This is a genomic window from Sutcliffiella sp. NPDC057660, from assembly GCF_042800035.1.
Lineage (GTDB): Bacteria > Bacillota > Bacilli > Bacillales > Bacillaceae_I > Sutcliffiella_A.
On sequence record NZ_JBHVHV010000008.1, the window covers coordinates 136,641 to 161,391 of the forward strand.

The 24,751-nt window shown below is 41.3% G+C and carries 21 protein-coding genes; 18 read left to right on the forward strand and 3 right to left on the reverse strand.

Annotated features, from left to right (window positions below):
• The first annotated feature begins 27 nt into the window (after positions 1-27).
• The 3 genes from ACFVAD_RS10930 to dat all read left to right on the forward strand — a co-directional run bounded on the left by ACFVAD_RS10930 (position 28) and on the right by dat (position 2,995).
• The gene (locus ACFVAD_RS10930) at positions 28-933 is read left to right on the forward strand and encodes a DUF899 family protein (protein WP_386639430.1); all 906 of its coding nucleotides are present in this window, start codon (positions 28-30) and stop codon (positions 931-933) included.
• Positions 934-1,363: 430 nt separating this feature from the next.
• Positions 1,364-2,125: an exodeoxyribonuclease III gene (locus ACFVAD_RS10935; protein ID WP_386639432.1), complete on the forward strand. Its 762-nt coding sequence runs from the start codon at positions 1,364-1,366 to the stop codon at positions 2,123-2,125.
• 15 nt (positions 2,126-2,140) lie between these two features.
• Complete coding sequence (gene dat / locus ACFVAD_RS10940; protein ID WP_386639435.1) at positions 2,141-2,995, forward strand: D-amino-acid transaminase; 855 nt, start codon at positions 2,141-2,143, stop codon at positions 2,993-2,995.
• 50 nt (positions 2,996-3,045) lie between these two features.
• On the opposite strand, the gene ACFVAD_RS10945 is transcribed toward dat, so the two are convergent.
• Positions 3,046-3,801 carry an AraC family transcriptional regulator gene (locus ACFVAD_RS10945; RefSeq protein ID WP_386639437.1) on the reverse strand — a complete coding sequence of 252 codons (756 nt, stop codon included), beginning with the start codon at positions 3,799-3,801 and terminating at the stop codon, positions 3,046-3,048.
• Between the two features lie 209 nt (positions 3,802-4,010).
• Here ACFVAD_RS10945 and ACFVAD_RS10950 point away from each other — a divergent pair, with 209 nt between their 5' ends.
• From ACFVAD_RS10950 to ACFVAD_RS10985, 8 genes are all read left to right on the forward strand, one after another.
• Entirely contained in the window at positions 4,011-5,297 is a 1,287-nt protein-coding gene (locus ACFVAD_RS10950; RefSeq protein ID WP_386639439.1) for a hypothetical protein, read from the forward strand.
• Between the two features lie 191 nt (positions 5,298-5,488).
• Positions 5,489-6,721 carry an aminopeptidase gene (locus ACFVAD_RS10955; RefSeq protein ID WP_386639441.1) on the forward strand — a complete coding sequence of 411 codons (1,233 nt, stop codon included), beginning with the start codon at positions 5,489-5,491 and terminating at the stop codon, positions 6,719-6,721.
• Positions 6,722-6,860: 139 nt separating this feature from the next.
• On the forward strand, positions 6,861-6,953 hold the full coding sequence (locus ACFVAD_RS10960; protein ID WP_386639443.1) for a YjcZ family sporulation protein: 93 nt from the start codon (positions 6,861-6,863) through the stop codon (positions 6,951-6,953).
• 295 nt (positions 6,954-7,248) lie between these two features.
• The gene (locus ACFVAD_RS10965) at positions 7,249-8,418 is read left to right on the forward strand and encodes a M20 family metallopeptidase (protein ID WP_386639445.1); all 1,170 of its coding nucleotides are present in this window, start codon (positions 7,249-7,251) and stop codon (positions 8,416-8,418) included.
• Between the two features lie 24 nt (positions 8,419-8,442).
• The gene (locus ACFVAD_RS10970; protein WP_386639447.1) at positions 8,443-9,453 is read left to right on the forward strand and encodes an LLM class flavin-dependent oxidoreductase; all 1,011 of its coding nucleotides are present in this window, start codon (positions 8,443-8,445) and stop codon (positions 9,451-9,453) included.
• A 617-nt stretch (positions 9,454-10,070) separates the two neighbouring features.
• A complete protein-coding gene (locus ACFVAD_RS10975; RefSeq protein WP_386639450.1) occupies positions 10,071-11,765 on the forward strand; it encodes a M3 family oligoendopeptidase in 1,695 nt (564 codons plus the stop codon).
• A 118-nt stretch (positions 11,766-11,883) separates the two neighbouring features.
• Entirely contained in the window at positions 11,884-12,510 is a 627-nt protein-coding gene (locus ACFVAD_RS10980) for a flavodoxin family protein (protein ID WP_386639454.1), read from the forward strand.
• Positions 12,511-12,649: 139 nt separating this feature from the next.
• On the forward strand, positions 12,650-14,659 hold the full coding sequence (locus ACFVAD_RS10985; RefSeq protein ID WP_386639457.1) for a penicillin-binding transpeptidase domain-containing protein: 2,010 nt from the start codon (positions 12,650-12,652) through the stop codon (positions 14,657-14,659).
• A gap of 120 nt (positions 14,660-14,779) precedes the next feature.
• On the opposite strand, the gene ACFVAD_RS10990 is transcribed toward ACFVAD_RS10985, so the two are convergent.
• Positions 14,780-14,968 (reverse strand): hypothetical protein, encoded by a 189-nt coding sequence (locus tag ACFVAD_RS10990; protein ID WP_204414725.1) that lies wholly within the window; start codon positions 14,966-14,968, stop codon positions 14,780-14,782.
• A gap of 367 nt (positions 14,969-15,335) precedes the next feature.
• Here ACFVAD_RS10990 and ACFVAD_RS10995 point away from each other — a divergent pair, with 367 nt between their 5' ends.
• From ACFVAD_RS10995 to ACFVAD_RS11005, 3 genes are read left to right on the forward strand one after another with little or no spacing between them, the layout of a single operon-like run.
• Entirely contained in the window at positions 15,336-16,223 is an 888-nt protein-coding gene (locus ACFVAD_RS10995) for a carbon-nitrogen hydrolase family protein (protein ID WP_386639461.1), read from the forward strand.
• 12 nt (positions 16,224-16,235) lie between these two features.
• Entirely contained in the window at positions 16,236-16,904 is a 669-nt protein-coding gene (locus tag ACFVAD_RS11000; RefSeq protein WP_386639463.1) for a GNAT family N-acetyltransferase, read from the forward strand.
• A 20-nt stretch (positions 16,905-16,924) separates the two neighbouring features.
• Positions 16,925-17,596, forward strand: coding sequence for a GNAT family N-acetyltransferase (locus ACFVAD_RS11005; RefSeq protein WP_386639466.1), 672 nt, complete (start codon positions 16,925-16,927; stop codon positions 17,594-17,596).
• A gap of 184 nt (positions 17,597-17,780) precedes the next feature.
• Here the strand turns inward: ACFVAD_RS11005 and ACFVAD_RS11010 are convergent, their stop codons facing one another.
• Positions 17,781-18,311 (reverse strand): YceI family protein, encoded by a 531-nt coding sequence (locus tag ACFVAD_RS11010; protein WP_386639469.1) that lies wholly within the window; start codon positions 18,309-18,311, stop codon positions 17,781-17,783.
• A 199-nt stretch (positions 18,312-18,510) separates the two neighbouring features.
• Here ACFVAD_RS11010 and ACFVAD_RS11015 point away from each other — a divergent pair, with 199 nt between their 5' ends.
• From ACFVAD_RS11015 to ACFVAD_RS11030, 4 genes are all read left to right on the forward strand, one after another.
• Positions 18,511-19,311 carry a S1C family serine protease gene (locus ACFVAD_RS11015; protein ID WP_386639472.1) on the forward strand — a complete coding sequence of 267 codons (801 nt, stop codon included), beginning with the start codon at positions 18,511-18,513 and terminating at the stop codon, positions 19,309-19,311.
• A gap of 43 nt (positions 19,312-19,354) precedes the next feature.
• Positions 19,355-21,034 (forward strand): DEAD/DEAH box helicase family protein, encoded by a 1,680-nt coding sequence (locus tag ACFVAD_RS11020; RefSeq protein ID WP_386639475.1) that lies wholly within the window; start codon positions 19,355-19,357, stop codon positions 21,032-21,034.
• The gene (locus ACFVAD_RS11025; RefSeq protein WP_386639680.1) at positions 20,983-22,053 is read left to right on the forward strand and encodes a helicase-related protein; all 1,071 of its coding nucleotides are present in this window, start codon (positions 20,983-20,985) and stop codon (positions 22,051-22,053) included. The genes ACFVAD_RS11020 and ACFVAD_RS11025 overlap by 52 nt, the downstream gene beginning before the upstream one ends.
• Positions 22,054-22,204: 151 nt before the next feature.
• Positions 22,205-24,724 carry an AAA family ATPase gene (locus tag ACFVAD_RS11030; protein WP_386639477.1) on the forward strand — a complete coding sequence of 840 codons (2,520 nt, stop codon included), beginning with the start codon at positions 22,205-22,207 and terminating at the stop codon, positions 24,722-24,724.
• The last annotated feature ends 27 nt before the right edge of the window (positions 24,725-24,751 follow it).

The window sequence follows — 24,751 nt, forward strand, 5'->3', positions numbered from 1 at the left end:
ATACATAATTTAAAGGAGGGACAAGCAATGAGTCAAACACATGTAATGAGTGAAATACAGAAGCTGGAATTGGAGATTATCGAAAAGAAAAGGCAGCTTTCAGAGCTGAGAAAAGGAATCGAAGGCGAACAGGTCGAAAACTACACTTTTGTCACATCTCATCAGAAACCAGTCACTCTGCTGGAACTGTTTGGGAACAAGAATGAGCTGCTGGTCGTACATAATATGGGGAAAAGCTGTTCCTATTGCACAATGTGGGCGGACGGCTTTAGTAGTGTATATCATCACATTATCAAAAAGGCTTCCTTTGTTGTATCGAGCCCTGACAGCCCTGCAGATCAGGAGAATTTTGCTGCCGAAAGAAGATGGATTTTCCCGATGGTTTCTACAAAAGAAAACTCCTTTAAGGAGGATCTGGGATTTGTACTTGAAGGAATGAATTACCCAGGGGTATCGGTCTTTACGAGAGATGAAGATGGGAAAATTTTTCATCATGCGAAGACATTTTTCGGGCCGGGTGATGATTTCTGTTCTGTTTGGTCGTTCTTTGATCTTCTTCCATCCGGCTATGAAGAATACCGTCCAAGTAAAAAAATGAACGAGAAAACACCATTCCAGCTTACAAACAATATCGCCATCCAAGTACAGGATTATGAAAAGGCCAGACAATTTTATGAGCAAACACTTGGAATGGAACTGATAGAGACGAATGAAACGGAAACCCAATTCACCTTGAACGGTACCCATTTCTATATGGAGAAATGTGAAGATGCAAAACAGAAGGTCTTCTTTGAATTCGCTGTAGAGGATGTGGATTCCATCAAGGATTCGCTTTTACATCAAGGCTGTAGCATAACAAAAAAGTATAACGAAAAGAGCCTCATGATCGAGGATCCTTATGGGATGAACTTTCACCTCTTTGAAAGTAAATAGACTGCTTGAGGCTGGGACAAAAGTGTTTTAGCCTAAGTAAAAACCGACCAAATTTGAGTTTTCGAAAATAGGTCGGTTTTTTTAAAGTATTAAAATATGCGTTTAGGTTTTAGATTACACTAGCGGTTGATTGGGGTGCAAGACGAAGACTCCTTGAAAATGCGAGCATTTTCTGCGTGCGATGTATGGCTTATGAAGCCTTCCTTGTCCTGCGTGAGCAGTGGCCAATGTGAGACCCCGCAGGCGAGGAGGCTCACGGGTCACCCGCGGAAAGCGAAGTCTTGCACGGAAATCAATAGCGGTATTTAGAACCGGCACTTTAATTATTCGTCTTTTAGTTAGATTTTTTTAGTTTTGTACCAGGCCTATTCTTTTTGCTATAATTTAGAGAATATATGTTTAACAGTTTATAAAGGAGTACACCTACAACATGAAATTGATATCTTGGAACGTCAACGGAATACGAGCATGCGTAAAGAAAGGATTTTTGCAATACTTCCATGAGATGGATGCAGACATCTTCTGTATTCAGGAAACGAAACTGCAGGAGGGGCAGATTGATCTTGACCTGCCGGGGTACCATCAATTTTGGAATTATGCTTTAAAGAAGGGGTATTCAGGTACGGCAGTTTTTTCAAAAGTGATGCCACTTCACGTTACATATGGCCTGGATATGGAAAATGCAGAAGAACGGGAGCCAGAAGGACGGATTATCACCCTGGAATATGATGAGTTCTACCTCGTGACTGTCTACACCCCCAATTCACAGCGGGATCTTGCTCGCCTGGATTTTCGTTTGGACTGGGAAGATAGGTTCCTTGATTATATTCAAACGTTGGATAAGGTGAAACCTGTCATTGTATGCGGCGACTTGAATGTTGCACATACCGAGATAGATTTAAAAAATCCAAAATCCAATCAGAACAATTCAGGTTTCACTTTGGAAGAACGTGGGAAGATGACCAGAATGCTAGGTACCGGTTTCATCGACACCTTCCGCCATTTTTACCCCGACCATAAAGACCGCTACACATGGTGGTCCTATATGAACAAAGTCAGAGAGCGAAATATTGGTTGGCGCATTGACTATTTCCTTGCCTCGAAACAGCTCGAAAAGAGACTTAAAGATGCAGAGATTCATTGCCAGATTCTTGGAAGCGATCATTGTCCTGTCGCTTTACACTTAATATAAATCGGAGGGGTTCGCATGAAAGTTCTTGTGGATGGAGAGATCGTTGCAAGATCGGCAGTGAAGGTGGATATGGAAGACAGAGGCTATCAATTCGGGGACGGTGTCTATGAGGTCATCAATGTCTATGATGGTGTTCCCTTCACTTTAGATGAACACATCGAAAGGCTATACCGGAGTGCACAGGAAATAGGAATTTCAATCAATTTCGAGTCTGATCATCTAAAAAATGATATCCGTAAGCTTATCCAGGAAAATGATATGAAAAAGGGCGGACTATATCTTCAAGTGACGAGAGGGGTGGCACCAAGGACGCATCAATATCTAAAGGATATATCATCGAAATTGGTAGCTTACCCTTTACCTTACAAGGAAATGTCAGAATCAAGATCAACTGGGGTTACAGCCATAACCGAACAGGATCTACGCTGGCTTCGCTGTGATATTAAAAGCCTGAATCTGCTCTACAACATCATGATCAAGCAAAAAGCCTATGAGCAAGGTTGTTTTGAAGCGATACTAATTAGGGATGGAGTGGTGACGGAAGGAACATCGTCCAATGTATTTATCATCAAGAACGGCACCATCTACACCCATCCTGCAACCAATCTCATTTTGAATGGCATTACAAGGCAGAAACTTCTGGAAGTCTATCACGAAAACGGATGGACCTTCAAAGAACATCCATTCACCACCCAAGAACTTTTGGAGGCGGATGAAGTTTTTGTCACCTCCACGACCAGTGAGGTGGTGCCGGTCATTTCCATCGATGGGAAAGACGTTAACGATGGAAGGCCCGGGAGTTTGACTAGAAAAATTCAGCAGGCTTTCTCCCTGACAGTGAAAAATGAAACCTCTTCAGCTGTCGGGTGAAATTACAGAAAAAGGCAGTGTTCGTCCACAAGGGTGAACACTGCCTTTTTTTATACTCTTACATGTGTTGGAGCCATTCCCATCCATTTTTTGAACATCCTGTTAAAATAGGATTGATCGCAATAGCCTAGATACTCGGACACTTCACGCACAGTCATGCCTGTATTATGCAACAGATTCCATGCCGTATTTATTCTTGTCTGATGTAAATACTGGATGGGGGTGACCCCGAGCACCTCTTTGAATAAAACCGTCACATAATTGCTCGTCACACCGGCAAGCTCTGCAAGTTCCTCGATAGTAATATTCCTGCGATAGTTATATAGGATATATTCCTGGATTTTCCGCACCGCTTTTTCCTTAATTGGCGAGGTATGCCATTCTTCCTTTTCCTGAGCAATCAGGATAAGAATCTCCGACAGGATATTTTGTGACATCTCTTTAAAAAAGCTTCTTTGGCTCAGCCATTGCACATAAAGGAATGTGAGCCGCTGTTCGTAGTAGGCAGCCTTTCTTGGCCTGAAACGAATAAGTTCTTCATTATTGTCGGAAAATAATGGTAAATGAATATCATTTGAAAAGACTACCGTATATTTCTTATGCGTAGTGTCTGCCGCATTGCTCCAGGAACGTTCAAGCTCTGCCGGTATATATAAGAGTTCGCCCTTTTGCAATGGTATTTTTTTGCCTTCAACAAAGTAGTTCACAAGCCCATCTGTCACAAAAACCAGGGTAGAGCACCCGCTGTCACTATTTACGCTCCAACTTGGTTCTACGTCATGAAATACCCCACTAATATCGATCATATTGCCATTCCCCTCAAAAAAATTGATGAATCGTCCAAAAAAAAACGTTTTGTCCATTTCGATTTAATCCGCTTTCATATATGATAACTATAACATCATCCTAGTCCGCGGACTAGATGGTGATTAACTTGAACTTTACATAAAACTCATGCACACAATGAAATATTCAAAATTACGGAATTATTGTTACCAGGAAAGGGGTACAAAAAATGACTACGACAACAGACATGTATAAAAATCTGCCAGCAAAAGTGAAGGCATTCTTTGACCGACAATATAAGGATTCCTATTTGCTTTTTGAAGCATCCCGCAATCCGCGAACAGGTCTATACGCCGATGCTTACTTCTCATTTGATGAAAATCCGGATTTCCGCTGTTCCATTGCAGCAACTGGTGTAGGACTGATCAGTTTATGTGTGGCAGATAAGGAAGGCTGGGACGAAAAGGCTGCAGAAAAAGCGATCGTTACGCTTCGTGGGGTTTCGGGTGAAATTGAAGGATGCCAGGTTGCAAGAGAAGAAAAGACCGGCTTCTATGCACATTTTGTAGACATGGAAACAGGGGAGAATCTGAATTCCGAGTACTCGACAATCGATTCGACCCTTCTTATTACTGGTGCATTATTCGCAGGACATCACTTCCATGATCGACATCCGGAAATCTTGGAAATGGCAAATAATCTCCTAAAGTCCATCGACTGGAGCATCGTTGTCGCTGACAAGGAAACTGGTGTCATCAACATGATCGCGAAAGATGGGGAAGGTATCGCACCACTTCCTGCCTATAACGAATATGTGATGGTTTCGTACCTGGCGATGCTTGGACAACCAGAAAACGAAGACATTCAAGCCCTTTGGAATAATAATTTTGCTGAAAATAGGATCTCTCAACTTCCACAGGAGGATTTTCGTGGACTTTCCGTCTTGAATGACCGCCCTGGGACATTCTTGTCTTCCTTTGTGCAGCAATTTCCATACTTCCTTGTACCAGAATACGCAGAAAGCCCGACCTATCTGGAGTATTATAAAAATGCATGTCTTGCTGACAGATTCAAATGGAAAGAGCTGGAGGATGTACCTTCCTATATCTGGGGCTATGGTGCCGGTCCTAATGATGGCCTATTTGACGGTTACCATGCTGATAAAATCAACAATGCGCCTCATGATATCGCATCATCCTATATCATAGGGGGATATCTTCCTGTTTATCCTGCAGGGATCTATGACCTGTATGCACAATATTCCTTGCATATTCCATACGATGTCTATACAAATGATGAGGATAAGGAAGATGAAGCGAAACTTCGTGCAGCCTATAAATATGGATTACACCGAATTTCCTGGTGGCATCTGGAGCAGCCGAATCGCTGGTACCCAACTAAGGTGACTTTGATTGACTGGAGCTCCATGCTCTACGGTCTTGCAGGATTCAAGCATGGAATGATGTTCTTCAGCGAGCGGTTGCCAAAAGTGAGCAGTGTAGCAAAAGTAAAATAATCACAAAAAACCGATGAGCGGATCATCGGTTTTTTTCATGAAATTTTATTCTATATATTGGACAAACACCTCCTGAAATGATACTTTTTGGACAGGGCATCAAATTAATTCATATTCCAAAGCAGGATTTTTGCTTATCTGTTTTGAAATAGTACCATATAGTAGATAGAGATATATAGGAGGAATACATAATGAGCAATTTTGAACAGACAATGGAAAAGTATGCAGAATTGGCAGTCAAGGTAGGAGTGAACGTACAACCTGGCCAGACCTTGATTGTAAACGCTGACATTGGAGCAGCACCATATGTGAGATTAGTGGCAAAGAAAGCTTACGAAGCAGGAGCAAAGCTTGTTCAAGTGGAATGGAACGACGAAGCGGTGACTAGAATCCGCTATGACGTTGCACCGGATGAGTCTTTTGAATATTTCCCTGCCTGGAAAGCGGAGATGATGGAAAAAGCCTATGAGGAAGGGGCTGCGTTGTTGGCAATCACGTCCCTTAATCCAGACCTTTTGAAAGGTGTCGATTCCCAGAAAATCGCCAATCTTCAAAAGGCAGCCGGAGAAGCAACAAAAAAGTCCCGTAAATACACGATGTCCGATAAAGTAAGTTGGTCCATCGTTGCTGTGCCCTCCAAGGGCTGGGCTGCAAAGGTATTTCCTGAGCTTGAGGAAAAAGAACAAGAAGAGAAGTTATGGGAAGCGATTTTCCATGCAACCAGAGCCAACCTGGAGGACCCTGTAAAAGCTTGGAATGACCATAAAACCAAGCTGAGTCAAAAAGTGGATTTCCTTAATGGACAAAAGTTCAAGGCATTGCATTATCAGGCTGAGGGAACAGATCTTACAATCGAACTGCCTGAAAAACATGAATGGATCGGTCCTGAAAGCATTAATGATAAAGGACATACATTCATTGCGAACATGCCAACCGAAGAAGTGTTCACTACCCCTCTCAAAACAGGGGTGAATGGAACAGTAAGAAGCTCCAAACCTTTAAACTATGGCGGAAATCTCATTGAAAACTTTACCCTCACCTTTGAAAATGGCCGCATCGTTGGAATCGAGGCGGAAGAAGGGTATGAAACACTTCAAAAGCTTGTGGATACGGACGAAGGCTCTCACTATCTAGGTGAAGTTGCCCTTGTTCCACATGATTCACCTATATCCAATACAAATCTGATATTCTACAATACGCTTTTCGATGAAAATGCTTCCCACCACTTGGCTATCGGAAATGCCTACGCATTCGCTCTTGAGGGCGGAAAAGAAATGAGCGAGGAAGAGCTGGAGGCTGCTGGGGCAAATTCAAGTATTACACACGTCGACTTCATGATAGGTACAAAGGAAATGGATATTGACGGTATTACAAAAGATGGCGAACGTGTTCCGCTTTTCAGAAATGGAAATTGGGCGGAATAATTAACATAACTCATCCTAAGATTATAGGTACTACACATATGTAGTGCCTTTTTTCTTTTCATCATATACCTGCCTGCCCATACCACGTACAAGGCCTATGCATATTGTGTATAGTAGTTAATGTGGAGGAGGGAATTTCATGTCAGGTGGAGGCGGATACGGCGGCGGATTTGCATTGATCGTTGTTCTTTTCATCATCCTTATTATCGCAGGAGCTGGAGCTTTAAGATAGTAAGATGCTGTGCTGAAATGGTTGGTCAATCGTCCGGCCATTTTTTTCAAGTATCCGTTGGACATGCTATTAAACAAGTAAAGGGGAAGAATCAGCGGCTCCACAAGCGCCTCTTGGGTCGTTGCGCCTAGTGCGGAAATTAACAGCGGTGTTCAACAAAGCCTATAAACAATCGGTACTTCAAATAATGAAGTGTCGTTATTTATTGCAAGCAGATTATTATCCGAAAAAATAAGTTCATGATAAGATGTTTTCTAAATCATTCCTTACATATAAGCGGCAAAGGGGACCTCATATGAAACAGATTCTAATAGATACTTTAGATGCATTACGGGAACAATTTTATGATATAAGCACCAGGATTGGAGAGAATCCTGAGCTTGGGCATGAAGAATTCAAATCTTCCAAGCTGCTTGCAGATAAACTGTTGGAGCATGGATTTTCGGTGAAAATGGGAATATGTGACCTGCCTACTGCATTTGAGGCAGTATTTGATAGCGGAGCACAAGGGCCGGCAATTGGAATCATGAGTGAATATGACGCCTTACCTGAGATCGGTCATGCATGTGGGCATAATCTGATTGGAACCATGGGTATCGCTGCTGGCATTGCGATCAGCAAGATAATAGCGGAAACCGGAGGGAAAGTTGTTGTGTACGGCACCCCTGCCGAGGAAACAAAGGGCGGGAAAGTCACCATGGCGGAACAGGGGGTATTTGATCACCTTGACGTAGCGATGATGGTCCACCCATTGCATTCCTATGTGAAAAGCGGCTCTTCATTGGCAATGGATGCCATACAGTTTGAATTCTTTGGAAAGCCGGCCCATGCAGCTGCGAACCCTGAAAAAGGGATAAACGCCTTGGATGCAGTCATTCAAACCTTTAATGGTATCAATGCCTTAAGACAGCATGTCACTTCAGATACGAGGATTCACGGTATTATTCCAGAAGGCGGTAAAGCGGCTAATGTAGTTCCTGATTATGCGGTCGCACAGTTCTATGTCCGAGCCCACACCAGGAGCTACGTCAATGAATTGGTAAAAAAGATAAAAGCTATAGCTGAAGGTGCCTCGCTTATGACTGGGGCAACGATGAAAATGTCCAACTATGAACTGTCGTATGACAACATGGTGACAAATGAATCCCTCTCAGATGCTTTTACATCCTCACTCATTGATTTGGGAGTATCCGCTAACGATATAATAGAATCAAGAGATGGATCAGGTTCATTGGATATGGGGAATGTCAGCCTTGTTGTCCCTTCCATTCATCCATATATCAAAATCTGTAACGAGTTTTTCAGTTGCCACACGGTGGAATTCCGGGATGCTGCGTTAAGCGAGCAAGGTAAAGAGGCGATGATACTCGGGGCAAAAGCGATGGCCCTTACAGCTTTGCAAATCCTTACAGAGCCGGAACTATTAAATAGAATTAAAGATGAATTTTCTAAGATAAAAAAGTGAAGTAGGAAAGGAGTTTGTTCTACTATGAATGACAATCTACAACCATCCAATACGATTCCGCTATCCGTACTGGATTTAGCTCCAATAGTGGAAGGAAGCGACGCAGGACAATCCTTCCAAAATAGCGTGGAGCTTGCAAGATATGCAGAAAAGCTGGGATATAAAAGATTCTGGCTGGCTGAGCACCATAATATGACTGGAATTGCCAGCTCAGCTACATCCGTTGTAATTGGCCATATTGCTGGTGCAACAACGACGATACGCGTAGGTTCTGGAGGGATCATGCTGCCGAACCACGCACCCCTTATTATCGCAGAGCAATTCGGAACTTTGGAAACCCTCTATCCAGGCCGTATAGATTTAGGCTTAGGAAGAGCACCCGGTAGCGACCAGCTTACCGCGGCTGCCCTTCGAAGAGACAGAAACAGTGGTGGAGAGCATTTCCCTCAGCAGCTCGCGGAACTGCGTTCATATTTCCATCCTGACGGTACAACCAAAGTTAGGGCAGTGCCTGGTGAAGGGTTGAATATCCCTATATGGCTGTTAGGCTCCAGTGGATTTAGTGCGAAACTGTCGGCTGAACTTGGTTTGCCATTTGCATTTGCCAGCCATTTTGCACCGGATTATACATTACCGGCTTTGGAGCTGTATCGCAGCCGTTTCAAGCCATCCGATGCGCTTAACCAGCCATACGCCATGATTGGTGTTAACGTGATAGCTGCGGAAAGCGATGAGGAAGCCGAATTTCTTGCAACCTCACTTCAACAGCAATTTTTGAATCTGATCCGTGGAAATCCCGGTAAAATGAATGCTCCTGTAGAAGATATCAACACTTTATGGAGTCCGTATGAACAGCAGATTGTCCAGCAGCAGCTGCGATATACTGTTACAGGCAGCGGTGAATCGGTAAGGAATAAATTAATGAAAATCCTGGAGGAAACACAAGCCGACGAGATAATTGTCAATACAAGTGTCTACGATCACCAGGCTCGGTTACGATCTTTTGAAATTCTTGCTGAGGTTTGGAATAAGTAAAAAAATTGATGAGAAGAGTGGCGTTTTCATGAGCCACTCTTTTTTGTTGGGTTTTGTTATTATCGCCCTTATTATGACCAAAACCCCACTTTGAGACCACGATCGGGTAGAATCGCGGGGAATGGCGGTCTCAAAACCCCACTTTGAGACCACGATCGGGTAGAATGAAGGGAATGGCGGTCTCAAAACCCCACTTTGAGACCACGATCGGGTAGAATGAAGGGAATGGCGGTCTCAAAACCCCACTATGAGTCCACGATTGGGGAGAATGAAGGGAATGGCGGTCTCAAAACCCCACTATGAGTCCACGATTGGGGAGAATGAAGGGAATGGCGGTCTCAAAACCCCACTTTGATTCCACGATTGGGTAGAATGAAGGGAATGGCGGTCTCAAAACCCCACTTTGAAACCACGATCGGTTGTAATTACAAGGGATCGTAGTCTCTAAATCTTACACCTGGGTTTTAGACTTCTTCACCCTTCACTAGACATGAATAAGTCCCACCCACATACCGCTTTTGTTTCGCTTTTCGAAATTAATTCGAGAAATCGGAAGGGTTATCTGCACCTTTTGTCGAAATAATTAGAGAAACAGCGATAAAAGGGGGAGTTTTTCCGTGCAATTCCATGAATATCAGTATCAACGACCAAATATGGCAGTGCTTGAAAAAGACTTTAATGAACTTTTGGAGAAATTTCAGTCGGCTGAATCCTTCGAGGTGCAGGATCAGGTGATGGCGGAAATTAATGTGTTGCGCTCAGAGTTTGAATCTATGAGACAGCTTGTTCAAATCCGCCACACCGTTGATACAACTGATGAATATTATCAAGAAGAGAAAACTTATTTTGATGTAGCAGGTCCTTCCTATAAAGGTCTGGTTACAAAATATTACGAAGCGCTTACCACATCCAGGTATCGGACCGAGCTTGAGGAAAAATGGGGGAGTCAGCTGTTTTCACTTGCAGACAGTGAATTGAAAACTTTTTCACCGGAAGTCCTTGAGGACCTTCAGGAAGAAAATAAGCTGGTGAGTGAGTATGTAAAATTACTTGCATCAGCAAAAATCAAAATCGAAGATAAAGAGAGAAACCTATCTCAGCTTGCCCCATATCTTCAATCAAAAGACAGGCAAGTCCGTAAAAAATCAAATGAAGCTAAATACGGATTCTTTAGCGAGCATGCCGATACATTGGATACGCTGTACGATAGACTGGTGAAGGTCAGAACCAGAATAGCGAAAAAACTGGGCTTTGATTCTTTTACCGATCTGGCCTATGCACGTCTTAGCAGAACGGACTATAATGCAGAAATGGTAGAAAAATTCCGGGACCAGGTAAAAGAATATATCGTACCTTTGGCAACAAAACTAATGAAGAAGCAGCAGGAACGGATTGGTGTGGACTCTCTGAAGTACTATGATAATAGTTTCAGTTTCAAATCCGGAAACCCCGATCCAAAAGGGGACGCAGAATGGATAGTCAAGCAGGGCATTCAAATGTACAAAGAGATGTCCCCTGAAACGAATGAATTCTATACCTATATGCTGAACAACGAACTGATGGACCTGCTGAGTAAAACAGGAAAAGCGGGCGGCGGATACTGTACGTACATAAGCAAGTTCAAGTCTCCATTTATTTTCGCCAATTTCAATGGTACAAAGGGAGATGTACGTGTTTTGAAGCATGAAGTCGGCCATGCCTTCCAAGTGTTTGAGAGCCGAGGATTTGCGGTGCCTGAGTATGGATTCCCGACTTTGGAAGCTTGTGAAATCCACTCCATGAGCATGGAATTTTTCGCATGGCCGTGGATGGATCTTTTCTTCGAAGAGGATACCGACAAGTATAAATTTTCTCATCTAAGTGAAGCCGTACTTTTTATCCCTTATGGAGTGGCTGTGGATGAATTCCAGCACTATGTATATGCCAATCCGGATGCAACTCCAAAGGAACGCAATAAAGCTTGGCGTGATATCGAGAAAAAGTACCTGCCACATATCGACTATGACGGAAATGAATTCCTTGAAGAAGGAGGGTTCTGGCACCAGCAAGGTCATATCTATCGATCACCTTTCTACTATATCGATTATACATTGGCTCAAATATGTGCATTACAGTTCTGGAAAAAAGCACAAGAGGACCACGAGGCGGCATGGGAAGATTATTTGCATCTATGCAAGCAAGGTGGCAGCAAATCGTTTACAGACCTTGTAAGAGAAGCAAAATTAATTTCACCATTTGAAGATGGTTGTGTCAATTCAGTCATCCAGGAAATTGAGGTCTACTTGGATGGGATAAATGACAAAGATTTATAATTTCTAAAGGGATCCCCCCATGCCTAAGATCAGCAAGCATGGGGGGATCCCCTTTTACGTTATTAATCTATTAAATAGGGTAGGTAAATAGATAAACGATATGAATTGGAGGATGGCTATGACTTTAAAAGCACTGTTACTGAATGGGAGCCTTAAAACGAGAGAGGAAACTTCAAACACTGAAAGCTTGATGTACGAAGTAATCACTCATTTTGAAAAGGAGAATGTTCAGTCCGAAACAATAAGATTAGCTGACTACAATATTAAATTCGGAATATCCGAGGATGAAGGGGAAGGGGATGAATGGCCTTTCATTCTAGAAAAAATCAAAACAGCCGATATTCTAGTGATTGGTACACCTCTTTGGATAGGGGAAAAAAGCAGCATCACAACACTGGCGATGGAACGGATTTACGGAGGAAGCAGTCTGACAAATGAAAAGGGTCAAAGTATTTACTACAATAAGGTAGCTGGTGTGGTTGTGACAGGAAACGAGGATGGTGCCAAACATGCGGCAAGCTCTGTACTCTACGGCCTTACCCATTGCGGGTTTACCATCCCGCCAAATGTAGATACATACTGGGTTGGTGAGGCAGGACCTGGTGCTTCATATATAGAAGCGGAAGGGTATAAAAATGACTTTACAATGCAACATGCGAAAACGATGGCTTACAATTTAATTCATTTTGCTCGGATACTAAAAGCAAATCGAATACCCGCTGAAGGAAACTTAATTGAAAGTTGATACTTTGGACATGAAAGCTTAGATTCTATCTAGGCTTTTTCTTTTGACTTTAATTAAAGTGGTAATTCCTGTATCCTAAGAATATAACATATTTTCCTAGATTAGATATTTATGGGATACTGCTGAGGAGGAAAAGGATTTGAAAAAAGTAATTTTTGCCTTGTTCTTTGTGTTACTGCTAATCGGCTGCCAGGAGGAGAAAAAGGTCAGCCCATATGATGTGTTGGATGAGTATATAGGATCGTGGAAAGAAAACGATTATCAAAAAATGTATGATACATATTTAACTAATTCCACGAAAGAGAATTTCACTTATGACGTTTTTTTGGAAAGGTATGAGAAGCTCTACGGAGATTTAGAGATTGATAATCTGACCATAGAGGTTCTGGATAAGGAGCAGGCGTGGGAGGAGGAAACTTCTGTTACCATCCCTGGGAAGCTCTCCTTTGATACCTTCGCTGGAAAGGTCGAGTATGAAAAAGATTTTGTGATGGAAAAGGTTATCAAGGAAGAGGAAGCAGACTCCTGGACCGTTCATTGGGACCCGAGTTTTATATTGCCGGACCTCGAATTGACCGACAAGGTACGCATAGATTCCACTACTGCTGAAAGAGGGGAGATTCTTGACAGTGAGGGAAATCCAATGGCACACAATGGAGAAGTGTTCCAAGTGGGGGTGGTACCTGGTCAATTTGAGGAAGAGAAATCTTTATCCCTTTTGGCAAGTATAATCAATATGGATGAAGCATATATCAAATCGCAATACACCCTAAGCTGGGCACAGCCCGACTACGACATGCCCGTAAAGAAATTCCTTCTTGAAGATGAAGAAATTGTAAGGAAAGCGGATGAGATAGGAGGTGTAACCGTAACGAGGGTGAAAGAAAGGATTTACCCTTACGGAGAAGCAGCTGCACACCTGATCGGCTATATCGGGGAAGTGTCTGCAGAAGATCTGGAAACGCTTGAAGGGTATGCACCTGGTGACAAAGTTGGTAAGCGGGGGCTAGAGCAATTGCTAGAAGAACGTCTTAGATCACAGAATGGGCAGAAAATCTACTTGGAAAAAGAGGACGGAAGCACCGTTGATATTGTGGAAACAGCTTCTCAGAACGGCGAAACCATTCAATTGACAATTAATAGCAATCTGCAACAGACACTTTTTGAAACGTTAAAAGAAGAAAAAGGAACTGCAGCAGTGCTCGATCCAAGCACTGGAAAAGTAAGAAGCCTTGTCAGCCTGCCTACATTCAACCCCAATGATTATGTCTTGGGTCTGACTACTGAACAGAGGCAAGCACTTGAAAACAACCCTGATCAACCGACGGTAAACCGCTTTTCCTATACATATTCACCCGGCTCCACCATGAAACTGCTAACCTCCGTCATTGGATTGGAAAATGGTTCATTGGATCCAAACCTGGCATTTGATATCAATTCCAAGGAATGGAAAAAGGATGAATCCTGGGGAGATTACAAAGTCGTCAGATACTATGAAAACGAAACAAAAGTAGATTTGGAAAGTGCCTTGAAATTCTCTGATAACATTTATTTTGCGAAAGTCGGGCTAGAGATGGGTCCCGAGAAATACCAGGAAGGCTTGGAAAAATTGGGAGTGGGTGAAGCTCTTCCATTCACCTATCCAACTGTAAAATCCCAGATTTCCAATTCCGGAACGCTAGATCGGGAAATTCTTTTGGCGGATACTGCATACGGCCAAGGCGAGTTTCTTCTGAACATCGTCCATTTAGCAAGCATCTATGGCGGGGTCATCAACAACGGAAACATGATGCAGCCGCTTTTATTGGAGGAAGAACCGGAAAAGGTCTGGAAAGAGAATATAGTATCAGAAGAACAAGCGAAGCTCCTGCAAACGAGTCTACGTAAGATCGTCTCAGAAGGCAGCTCTCAGAAAGCGAATATTTCGGGTAGGGAAATTGCCGGAAAAACCGGTACCGCAGAAATAAAAATGGAACAGGGAACAACCGGCACGGAAAATGGATGGTTTGTCTCCTATGACCAGCAGGACCCTACCATGCTTACTGCCATGATGATAGAAGGTGTCGAAGCGAAGGAACCGAGGGGAAGTACTTATACAGTCGAAATGACAAAACGGTTCTATGAAGCACTTAGAGTTTCACAAGAGTAATTATTAGTTTCAGTAGAAAGCTCTCCCCAAAGTCAAAGATTGACAATAGGGAGGGCTTTTATACTTGAACAAAGTGAAAAAGAAAAAGCAGCAAGTACATCTCCCTGCTCATCTTCATACCTATATATTTAAATATAATGCAATTCCTCCTAAAAGCACCACTGCAAGTCCTACATATATCCATGTTAAGCGGAATATGTTTCCTTTGGTTGATCCACTGTAGTTTTCATCATTCTTTCCTGCCAAAGCAAGTGTGACAAACAGGGATGCAACTCCAATGATTATTACAAGTATTATTGCAATCTTCATTTACTCCACCTCTTTTGATTATCTTTCAAGCTCTTTAAGAATTAGTAACAATCCTTTGGACAAAATAGAAAGTACAAGATTGTACTTTTACCCAATATATTATATCCTCGCATCAGATTTAATCACCGTAAGAGTTTCAAATTGAATCAATTTAGTAACCATAGCATATGAAACCATAGTGTTTTTGTCCAGATTCCATGTTTATTAGGACCGACTACACAATAAGTATACTTTTTTACACTATGTATATTTAATGTGCGTACTTGTTAATTCATACATAATAATTAATAATATCATTTGATACATCATAGCTTACTAAAAAAAAATGAAATTTATCATATAAATGATGCAAGAGAGGGGATGCAATATGAAATTAAGAGTATCAGCGGTTCAATATCAATTGAAGACAATCAGATCCTTTCAGGAATTTGAAGATCAGGTGCGTCATTATGTTAAGACAGCTCAGGAATATAATGCTGATTTTGTCCTTTTTCCTGAATTTTTCACCACACAATTAATGTCGATAGGTGATGAAAGCGGAATTGCGTTAACCATTGACGATCTGCCAGGTTTTACGGAATCCTATCGAAATTTATTTATAAACTTGGCTACAGAATATGAGCTTCATATCATTGGTGGTACCCATGTGGTTAGAAAAAATGGTAAACTTTACAATGTAGCCCATCTATTTTATCCGGATGGAAGAGTAGAAGAACAAGCAAAACTCCATATGACACCTACTGAAGTAAAAGAATGGAATATGTCACCCGGCGAAGGGTTGGAGGTGTTTGAAACAGACAAAGGGACCATTGCGATGTTAACCTGCTATGACATAGAGTTTCCTGAGATAGTCCGAATGGCTAAGGCTAAAGGTGCAGATATTATATTCTGTCCATCCTGTACGGATGATCAGCATGGATTCCATCGAGTTCGCTATTCCAGCCATGCACGCACCATCGAAAATCAGGTATATGTCGTCACAACTGGTACAGTAGGTTCACTCCCGTCAGTAGATTTCATGAGAGCAAATTACGGCCAAGCTGCAGTCATCACACCGAATGATATTCCATTTCCACCTAAAGGATTACTGGTCGAGGGAGAAATCAATCAGGATATGATTGTCACTGCTGACCTGGATTTGGAACTTCTTTACCAGGTTCGTGAAGAGGGCTCCGTCACCACTTGGAGAGACCGCCGTACCGACCTTTATCCTGATTGGGAAAATAATAAGAAAAATTTAGCCTTATCTTTATAAGGAGGGATATTGTTGTATCGAAAAGAGTTTTTTGTCTTTGATCAAGATAAACCAGTAAAGGCCATTATTCGAAACTACGAAGAGAAGGACTTTTCCAATCTGATTCGCGTCCAGCAGGAAAGTTTTCCACCACCGTTCCCATCCGAGTTGTGGTGGAACAGGGAACAGCTTCGTAATCATATCACTTTGTTTCCAGAAGGAGCATTATGTGTGGAAATAGATGGTAACATTGCAGGATCAATGACAGGACTACTTGTAGATTATGACCCTGACAGCCCTGATCATACATGGGAAGAAATAACGGACAATGGCTATATCCGCACTCATAATCCGGATGGAAACACCATATATGTTGTAGATATCAGTGTCAGTCCAGCCTATCGAAAACTGGGTCTTGGAAAATGGCTCATGCTTTCCATGTATGAAGTCGTGATTCAACTAGGTGTGGATCGCTTACTAGGTGGCGGTAGAATGCCCGGTTATCATAAACACGCTGATAAAATGTCAGCACAACAATATCTGGATGCAGTAATAAAGGGAGAAGTAAAAGATCCTGTCATTACTTTCCTATTGCGTTGTGGCCGCTCACCAGTAAGGGTTGTAGAAAACTACCTTGAAGATGAAGATTCCCACAATTATGGAGCATTCATGGAATGGAAAAACCCTTTTAAAAAATTTTGAGTGTTGGGAGTAGAGAGAAAATGGAGTACATTAGAATAACCAGTATAGAAGATCCCTTATTTAAACAGATGCATCAGTTAATGCAGCAGGTGTTTCCTGGTGAAGAGGTATTGGATTTTGATCTATGGAAGGAACCGCTGGAGGACCCAGGTATCCGGGTATTTGTCGCAGTGGAAAATAACCAAGTAATTGGAGCTACAGAATACCGTTATTATGAGGACTTCAACGTAGCTATGACCGATTTTACAATTATCGGGAAAGACGGACTTGGAATCGGGGCATTTTTAGCCAACAATCGTGCGCAGGATCTACATGCATTAGCAAAAAACAATGGAAAGGATCTCCGTGGGATGTTTGCGGAAATATACGACCCTTACAAGGTGGACTCCTATGAATTTGGTGGGGTTAGATCCATGAACCCTTATGTACGGAGAGAGGTATTATCTCACCTTGGCTATAGGCGGTTGGACTTCACTTACGTTCATCCTTCATGGAACAATGATGGAGAGGCTGTCGAAGGACTGGATCTGTGTTTCTTATCTATGGCTGCTAACAAGGAAACATTGGAAGCTGATTTAATTGTGGCATTTTTAAAACGTTACTATACTGTATTACCAAATAAGCCAGAGGCATGGTTACAAATGATCGAGAAATTGGAGAATGCGGAAACCATTATGTTGAAGGCAATCTGATATGAATAATCGAGTAGGAGGGGGACTTACCCCCGACCTCTCACACCACCATACGTCCTATGATGAGAAAAGCCAATAATAAAGATCTAAAAAAAATCAAAACACTTTTAGAAAAAGAGTAATAATATGAAAAAGGGATAGAATAAGCAGCATTTTGCAGCCTATTCTATCCCTTTTCTTTTAATTAGCCTTTTGCAGCCTGAAGTTGAAGTTCCACTTTAATTTGGTCACCAACAAGTACGCCGCCAGCTTCTAGTGGTGCATTCCATGTTAGACCATAATCACTGCGCTTTAGTTTGCCTGAAACAGCAAATCCTGCTTTTTCATTTCCCCAAGGATCTAATCCAGTTCCTTCAAAAGTAACAGCAAAGGTTTCTGCTTTTGTTGTACCGCGAAGCGTCAAATCACCTGTAATGTTATATTCATTGTCATCCGTTTTTTCAATGTTTGTTGATTTGAATGTCATTTTCGGGTGGTTTTCAACGTCAAAGAAGTCTGCAGAACGCAAGTGAGCGTCGCGGTCACCGTTGCGAGTATCAATGCTCGCTACATCTATCGTAAACTCTATATCCGCTGTTGTTAAATCAGTAGGATCCGCCGCAATTGTCGCGTCAAATTCCTGAAAAGCCCCCTTGACTGTTGCGAACATCATGTGTTTTACAGAAAAATCCACTGAACTGTGTGCTTTGTCTACGTTCCAATTTGTTTTTGCCATTAATAATTCCTCCCATTTTCCCTCAGTATTAATTATCTTTAATTCAAGATTTATAACTTCAAGATAAATTATATGCGCTTTTTGATTTATTGTCAACAATGTTTTTCCTTAATTTAACTTCAAAAAAAGTGTATAGTTAATATATTGTATTTGGCATAGTTCGAGTCTTAGCCACTTAAGCGTGGGAGAGGGTGACCAGATGAAAAGAGAGGAAGAAGAAGATTACATAGAGAGAAATCTGGATGATGAGGAACCCCCTCTAGAAGATTTTTTGGTGAATGAGGATGATATCAGAAGAAAAGAAGAAACATCAAAGAAAAAGAAAAAAATGATTAAACTTATAAGTCTAATCATTATCCTGATGTTGTCCGTTAATGTCTGGGGAATATTCCCGAAGCTATTTAATCTCCCGTCCATACAATTTTTATTAAAATCAAAGGAATTATCAAAGGATATTAGGATAGAGGAATGGAAAAAGGCTGTCGTTTCGATAAATGGGAATGGAATTAAAGGAACAGGTTTCAACATTGACCAATCTGGAAAGGTCCTTACAAATTCGCATGTTGTTGAAGAGATGGATTCGATCATGGTTACTTTCCCTGATGGCCAACTTTTTTCAGCAGAAGTTATCTCTGACTACCCGGAATATGATTTTGCCCTCCTGGAAATAGAAGGTGAAAGCCTTCCTACTTTAGATTTAGATAGATCAACTGATCAGGAAGAGGTTGGCAAACATATCTATATCATCGGAAATCCCCTTGCCCATTCTTTCATTGTGATGGAAGGGGAGACTGCAGGGTTATACCATAGCAGCCTTCCTAAACCGGTCCTACTTCTGGATGCTCCCATTCATTCCGGCAATAGTGGAAGTCCCGTTATAAATGAGGATGGTGAGGTGATTGCGGTCGTCTATGCAAGTATAGATAAAACAAAGAACAATCAAAGATTCGGACTTGCCATACCTATTGAAAATATCATCCAAGAACTTGACATAGACTAACATGCAGTCTCTGAAATACTTGGGCAAGAAAGGAAACTTTCCAATGAATCAATTAAATATCTTGTATCCTATAGCTGTAGATCAGACAAAATATAAAATTCAGGAAGACATTCAGCAATTTTTGGAAACGAAAGAAGAGCTGCCGACATTTCAGGAGTATTTGGAAGAACGTAGCCATTATGTTCAACAAATATGGATAAATGTTTGGTTGAATAAAGTGACAAATGACGTGGCAAGAAAAGAAAAGAAAGCTTTTTTAAATGAGCGTGGCTATGAGGTGGAAGGAGTAGACAGAAAGCTCATTAACCAGCTGTTTCGTAATGAAATGCGTGAATACCAGCCTTTTGCTGCCCTGGAATGGTTAAAAGGCATGGAAAAGGAAAACTCTCTTGCTTGGGAACAGCAATATAAGAAGGCAAGATCCCTTTTTGAACAAAGAATAAGGGAAAAGCGTGCAAAGGCTGAGCGGGAAGAAGTAGTTACTGCCTTGGAACTCCAAGCCCATCAATTAGTGGAAAAAGGCCAACAGGAATATTACCTGATTGTAAGGAATTTTGTGGCCGATAAACTTGATACCGATTTATATGGAGCTGTTAAGTATGAGGAGGTAGATACGTATAAACTTGAGGAGCTGTTATTGGAGGCAGGACCCTTCAACCCGGAGGATTATTCCACAGTCGCTTCCTTTTTTACGGAGCTTACCGGAGCTATACACAAAACCTACCAATACGGGGAACGCTATTTCGAATATGAAACGTATTATTTTAAATATGAAAAGCGGATAACGGATTTCCTGTTCGGAGTTATTCCTGAAAAGGTCCTAAAAGAGTTGGATACAGAAATTTTAAAAAGATATGAAGATGTAATGGGCGAGAGAGTTAATCCATCCAAGCTTAGAAAGATGTTGGCAAATGCCCTGCATTTAATCATTCATAGCTATATGGAAGAGATACAAGAGGAATATGTTTCTGATTTGTTGGCATTAGTGCCTATTCCTTACGAAAAGTCAGTTCATCAGAGCATTTATGAAAAGGACGTTCAGGAACGTGAGCAAAGAAAGGCAGCAGAACTGGCGGAGATCGAACGGAAAAAACAAGAGGAAGAACGAATGCTCGACGATATTTTCGGCAGGGAATATATCCCTTCGGCAGACAGGGACATTCGTTATATCCTTCACGTAGGAGAAACAAATACAGGGAAAACATACCAGGCACTAAAAAGAATGCAGGAAGCTGAAAGTGGTTTATACCTTGCACCGCTACGTCTTCTCGCTCTCGAAGTATATGACGTCCTGAATGCAGGAGGGATTCCATGTTCACTGAAGACAGGAGAGGAGGAAAAAATCGTACCGGGAGCCAGTCATATTTCTTCTACGGTTGAAATGTTTCACGAAAGGGATTTTTATGAAGTGGTGGTGATTGACGAAGCCCAGATGATTGCAGACAAAGACCGCGGGTTTTCCTGGTATAAGGCCATTACAAAAGCTAATGCGAAGGAAGTACATATCATCGGCAGCTATAACATGCAAAACATGATCCTTCAGCTTCTAGGGGAAGCTGAAGTGGAAGTGCACCGGTATAGCCGAGATACCCCACTTCAAGTGGAGTCCAGGATTTTCACTCTGGCCGATGCAAAGAGCGGAGATGCACTTGTTTGCTTTTCCAGAAAAAAGTGCTTGAAACCGCATCATCCCTTCAGCAAAGGGGCTATTCCGTCAGCATGATATATGGGAGCATGCCGCCAGAGACAAGGAAAAAGCAGATGCAAAACTTCATAAAAGGGGAAACAACCGTCATCATCGCAACAGACGCCATCGGCATGGGACTGAATCTTCCCATCAGAAGAATTGTATTCCTTCAAAATGATAAATTTGATGGTACAAGAAGAAGGCGTCTAACTTCGCAGGAAGTGAAACAGATAGCAGGGAGGGCAGGAAGAAAAGGCCTCTATAATATCGGGAAAGTGGCTTTTACGAATGATATACCTGCTATGGCGAAGCTTCTTGAGAAAAAGGATCAGGAGGTCCACACATTTGCAATTGCTCCAACAAGTTCCGTTTTGGAGAGGTTTCAGAAATATTCCAGAAGACTTGGCACATTCTTTGAATTATGGGAGAAATTCGAAAGTCCGGAAGGTACGGAAAAGGCATCCCTATCAGAAGAACAATTTTTATACGAAACAATCAAGGATACTGAAATTGAAGCACGGCTCTCAGCTGGTGACCTATATGGATTTCTGCATCTCCCATTTTCGACGAAAGAGCAAGTGTTGGTGAACCAATGGCAGGAAACAATGTTTGCAATCGTAAATGGCACAGAACTGCCTGAGCCATTTATGAGAAAAGGAAGCCTGGAGGATGGCGAACTATCTTATAAGGCGGTTGGACTTCATCTTTTGTTTCTTTATCGTCTGGACAGGAGGACAGAAGCCACCTATTGGGAGCGCGTCCGGGAAACCTTCAGCGACGAGGTACATGAACGATTAAAAACTGACGTAAAAACTTTGACCAAACAATGCAGGAATTGCGGAGAAAAGCTTTCCAATGACTTTAAGTATGGAGTTTGTGATCGTTGCCATTTTACAAAAATACGTAGTAAGCCTAGAAACTTCAAAATTTATCCTCATGGAAAAATGAAAATTCCTATATGGAGTCAACTTTTTTTCGGTTTTTTCAAAAGAGAGAAACAGTCTGGTCAGCCTCACTTTTACTTATTTCTTCCATCTTATGATAATCATGCATAGCACCGCTTCTAAGTCTGAAGTAAAACGACATTATCCAGTCAGTTTGAAGCAAGTCAGTGCTTGGAAGAATAAATTACTTCAATTATCTCGAATGATTTACTTTCTTGCTAATAAATTATAGGAAGAGACTATTTATAGAGGAGAGATTTTTATGGCGTATTGGATCTTCCAGGGAAGCCCCTCCCATTTTGACTTGTTTAAAGAAAATCCAACTATGTGGCCAATCCAATCAGCCTATCACGCGATGAAAGTACTCAAAGGGGATAGAATTTTCCTTGTTCAATCGGATAAGAGGGAAGAAGGGAACAGCGCAATCATAGGTTTAGGAGAGGTTGCTGCAGAAGCAGTTTTAGAAGAGGAAAAATGGCAGATAGCATTTCATATCGAAGAAAAGAGAATGGCCGAAACTGAAAAGGTGCTGTTTCTTCATGAGTTGAGTCAAGTACCTGTTGTAAAGAATCTTGAGCTTTTTAAAATAAAGGATAAAGAAATGTACGCTTTAACGAAATCGGAATTTGATCTTCTACATACCTTATGGCTCTCTCCCCAACTAATCAAAATCAAATCACAACACCCGCAAATTGATAAATATCTCTTTCTATTCCAGCATACAAATAGAGACAAATTCGAAAACGTACACTCTGTTGAAAAAAGGTATCAATTTTTTAAGCAGTTCGGCATCAAGGAGTTTTTGGAAACATTACGATTGGAGGAAATAGAAAAACTTAAGGATTTTCTACCTGCCTTTCAATTGCCATATTACCATGAGATGGCCTTATTCCATAATCCCATTGAGCGGTATAGGGCAAGTTTACTGTACCTAATATTTGGTGAGGATTCGCTTGAGCAGCGCATGGAGGCTTTGATAACAAATGACAGATATAAATTGAAGTGGTTTGGGGCAAATGCCATATGTGATCTTATCTCGCACATATTTCCAGAAACATATTGCAGTTTTTCTCCTAACCGTTTAAAGACCATGGAACTCATTCAAGAAATGTATGATAAGGAGGAGGAAGAGGAGAGTTTCGCTAAAAATTTCATGTCTTATCAATATACTATTTCCCATAGTGGACTATTGGAAAAATATAAGGATATTGTAGGAGGTCAAACTGGTTTACCGCTCCTTTATGAAGTTGGATGTTTTTTGGATTTTGTATACGAAGAATTTAATTTGAATAATTCCATGGGAACGGAACAAAAGAAAAGTGCTGCATCACCAAAAAACTATTGGATTTTTTCATTGGATAAAGAAAAAATCCAGTGGGAGCAACTAAGAAAAGAATCGATCCTCTCTTTGGAAAAACAAGGTTTAGGAGATTTTCTTCAATACAAAAGCAAAAAGGAAATGGAAGAAGCCTTGAAGGCTAATAAAAATATCCCACAAACTAGCACACTGGATGCTCAGGTCTATTATCAATTTAGCCACGAAATGCAAGTCGGAGATTTTGTCTTTGTGAAAAGTGGCCCACAACAAATAATTGCACTTGGCATCATCGTTTCACACTATTGCTTTCATGACCCGTCAATCCTTCTAACGTCATTTAGAAAAATGGAGTGGTTGGCACTTGGCAGCTGGGAGGTTAAAGGGCGTTTTATCTTTACAAAAACCTTAACCAAAATTACTGTATATGAAGATTTTGTAACTTATCTCCTTGATTTGCTTGCAAAGGATTACCGTCCAATTGCAAGCGGGGAGAGAGAAAAGAATGAAATCCTGGAAATAAAAGATGAAACCCTAGAAAGAACTGCCGACATGGATAATGAACTGAAAATTCAACCATTACCACCTTCAAAACCATTAAACAAAGCCTTGCAAAACTATACGATGGTAGATTTCTTGGAAGAAGTATTCATCTCAGAAGAGAGAGCATCAGACATACTGGACGCTCTGCATACTAAAAAGAATATCATCCTACTTGGGCCACCGGGAGTGGGAAAGACCTTTCTTGCAAAAAGATTGGCATATGCTCACATGAAATGTATGGATGAAAGTAAAATAGTGCTGATCCATCTTCACAAAGAAGTTCAATATGAAGATATTATTCTTGGAGCCAGACCAAACAAAAGAGGACTCTTTATCATCAAAGAAGGCATCTTTTATCGTTTTTGCCAAAAGGCATTGGAAAATCCTGAAAATAACTATTATTTCATTGTCGATGATATTCATCGTGGAAACTTCATTAATGTACTAGGGGAGGCCCTTTTATTGATCGAAGCGGATAAAAGGCATCATAGGTATGCAGTAACACTTGCAAAAGATGTGAAAGAGACCAGTTTTTTTGTCCCCCCAAATGTATATATTATCTGTACTCAAAGTCCAGAGTTTTCAACGGATCCGACGCTTCGCAGGAGATTTGCCACAATAAAGGTGGAACCTGCCTTTGAATCGGAAAAATTCCAATCCTTCCTCTTAAAAAGAGGTATTAGTACATCCTTTTTGGAACAGTTTGTTCTGTTGATGACACGGATCAATAGCAATTTGAAACAGAATAAACTGAAGAAAAAGGGAAACTTTCAGATTGGACATAGCTATTTCTGCACTTCTTCAGAACTGGTGGAGGATGAACAGAAATGGTTTGAGCGTATTGTACAGTTTGAAATTGGTCCTGTTTTATCAGATCATTGGGGTAATGAGAAAGATAAATGGGAAGAAATTTTAGAAAAGTAAAAAAGGATAAATGTTTTAAAAAAGGAC

Bases quoted from the DNA above. Each gene is read 5' to 3' on its own strand.
- ACFVAD_RS11015 (WP_386639472.1), top strand. From the start codon at position 18,511: ATGAAAAGAGAGGAAGAAGAAGATTACATAGAGAGAAATCTGGATGAT.
- ACFVAD_RS10995 (WP_386639461.1), top strand. From the start codon at position 15,336: ATGAAATTAAGAGTATCAGCGGTTCAATATCAATTGAAGACAATCAGA.
- ACFVAD_RS10980 (WP_386639454.1), top strand. From the start codon at position 11,884: ATGACTTTAAAAGCACTGTTACTGAATGGGAGCCTTAAAACGAGAGAG.
- ACFVAD_RS11030 (WP_386639477.1), top strand. From the start codon at position 22,205: ATGGCGTATTGGATCTTCCAGGGAAGCCCCTCCCATTTTGACTTGTTT.
- ACFVAD_RS10960 (WP_386639443.1), top strand. From the start codon at position 6,861: ATGTCAGGTGGAGGCGGATACGGCGGCGGATTTGCATTGATCGTTGTT.
- ACFVAD_RS10970 (WP_386639447.1), top strand. From the start codon at position 8,443: ATGAATGACAATCTACAACCATCCAATACGATTCCGCTATCCGTACTG.
- ACFVAD_RS10930 (WP_386639430.1), top strand. From the start codon at position 28: ATGAGTCAAACACATGTAATGAGTGAAATACAGAAGCTGGAATTGGAG.
- ACFVAD_RS11020 (WP_386639475.1), top strand. From the start codon at position 19,355: ATGAATCAATTAAATATCTTGTATCCTATAGCTGTAGATCAGACAAAA.
- ACFVAD_RS10990 (WP_204414725.1), bottom strand. From the start codon at position 14,968: ATGAAGATTGCAATAATACTTGTAATAATCATTGGAGTTGCATCCCTG.
- ACFVAD_RS10965 (WP_386639445.1), top strand. From the start codon at position 7,249: ATGAAACAGATTCTAATAGATACTTTAGATGCATTACGGGAACAATTT.
- ACFVAD_RS10955 (WP_386639441.1), top strand. From the start codon at position 5,489: ATGAGCAATTTTGAACAGACAATGGAAAAGTATGCAGAATTGGCAGTC.
- ACFVAD_RS10950 (WP_386639439.1), top strand. From the start codon at position 4,011: ATGACTACGACAACAGACATGTATAAAAATCTGCCAGCAAAAGTGAAG.
- ACFVAD_RS10945 (WP_386639437.1), bottom strand. From the start codon at position 3,801: ATGATCGATATTAGTGGGGTATTTCATGACGTAGAACCAAGTTGGAGC.
- ACFVAD_RS10935 (WP_386639432.1), top strand. From the start codon at position 1,364: ATGAAATTGATATCTTGGAACGTCAACGGAATACGAGCATGCGTAAAG.
- dat (WP_386639435.1), top strand. From the start codon at position 2,141: ATGAAAGTTCTTGTGGATGGAGAGATCGTTGCAAGATCGGCAGTGAAG.
- ACFVAD_RS11010 (WP_386639469.1), bottom strand. From the start codon at position 18,311: ATGGCAAAAACAAATTGGAACGTAGACAAAGCACACAGTTCAGTGGAT.
- ACFVAD_RS11005 (WP_386639466.1), top strand. From the start codon at position 16,925: ATGGAGTACATTAGAATAACCAGTATAGAAGATCCCTTATTTAAACAG.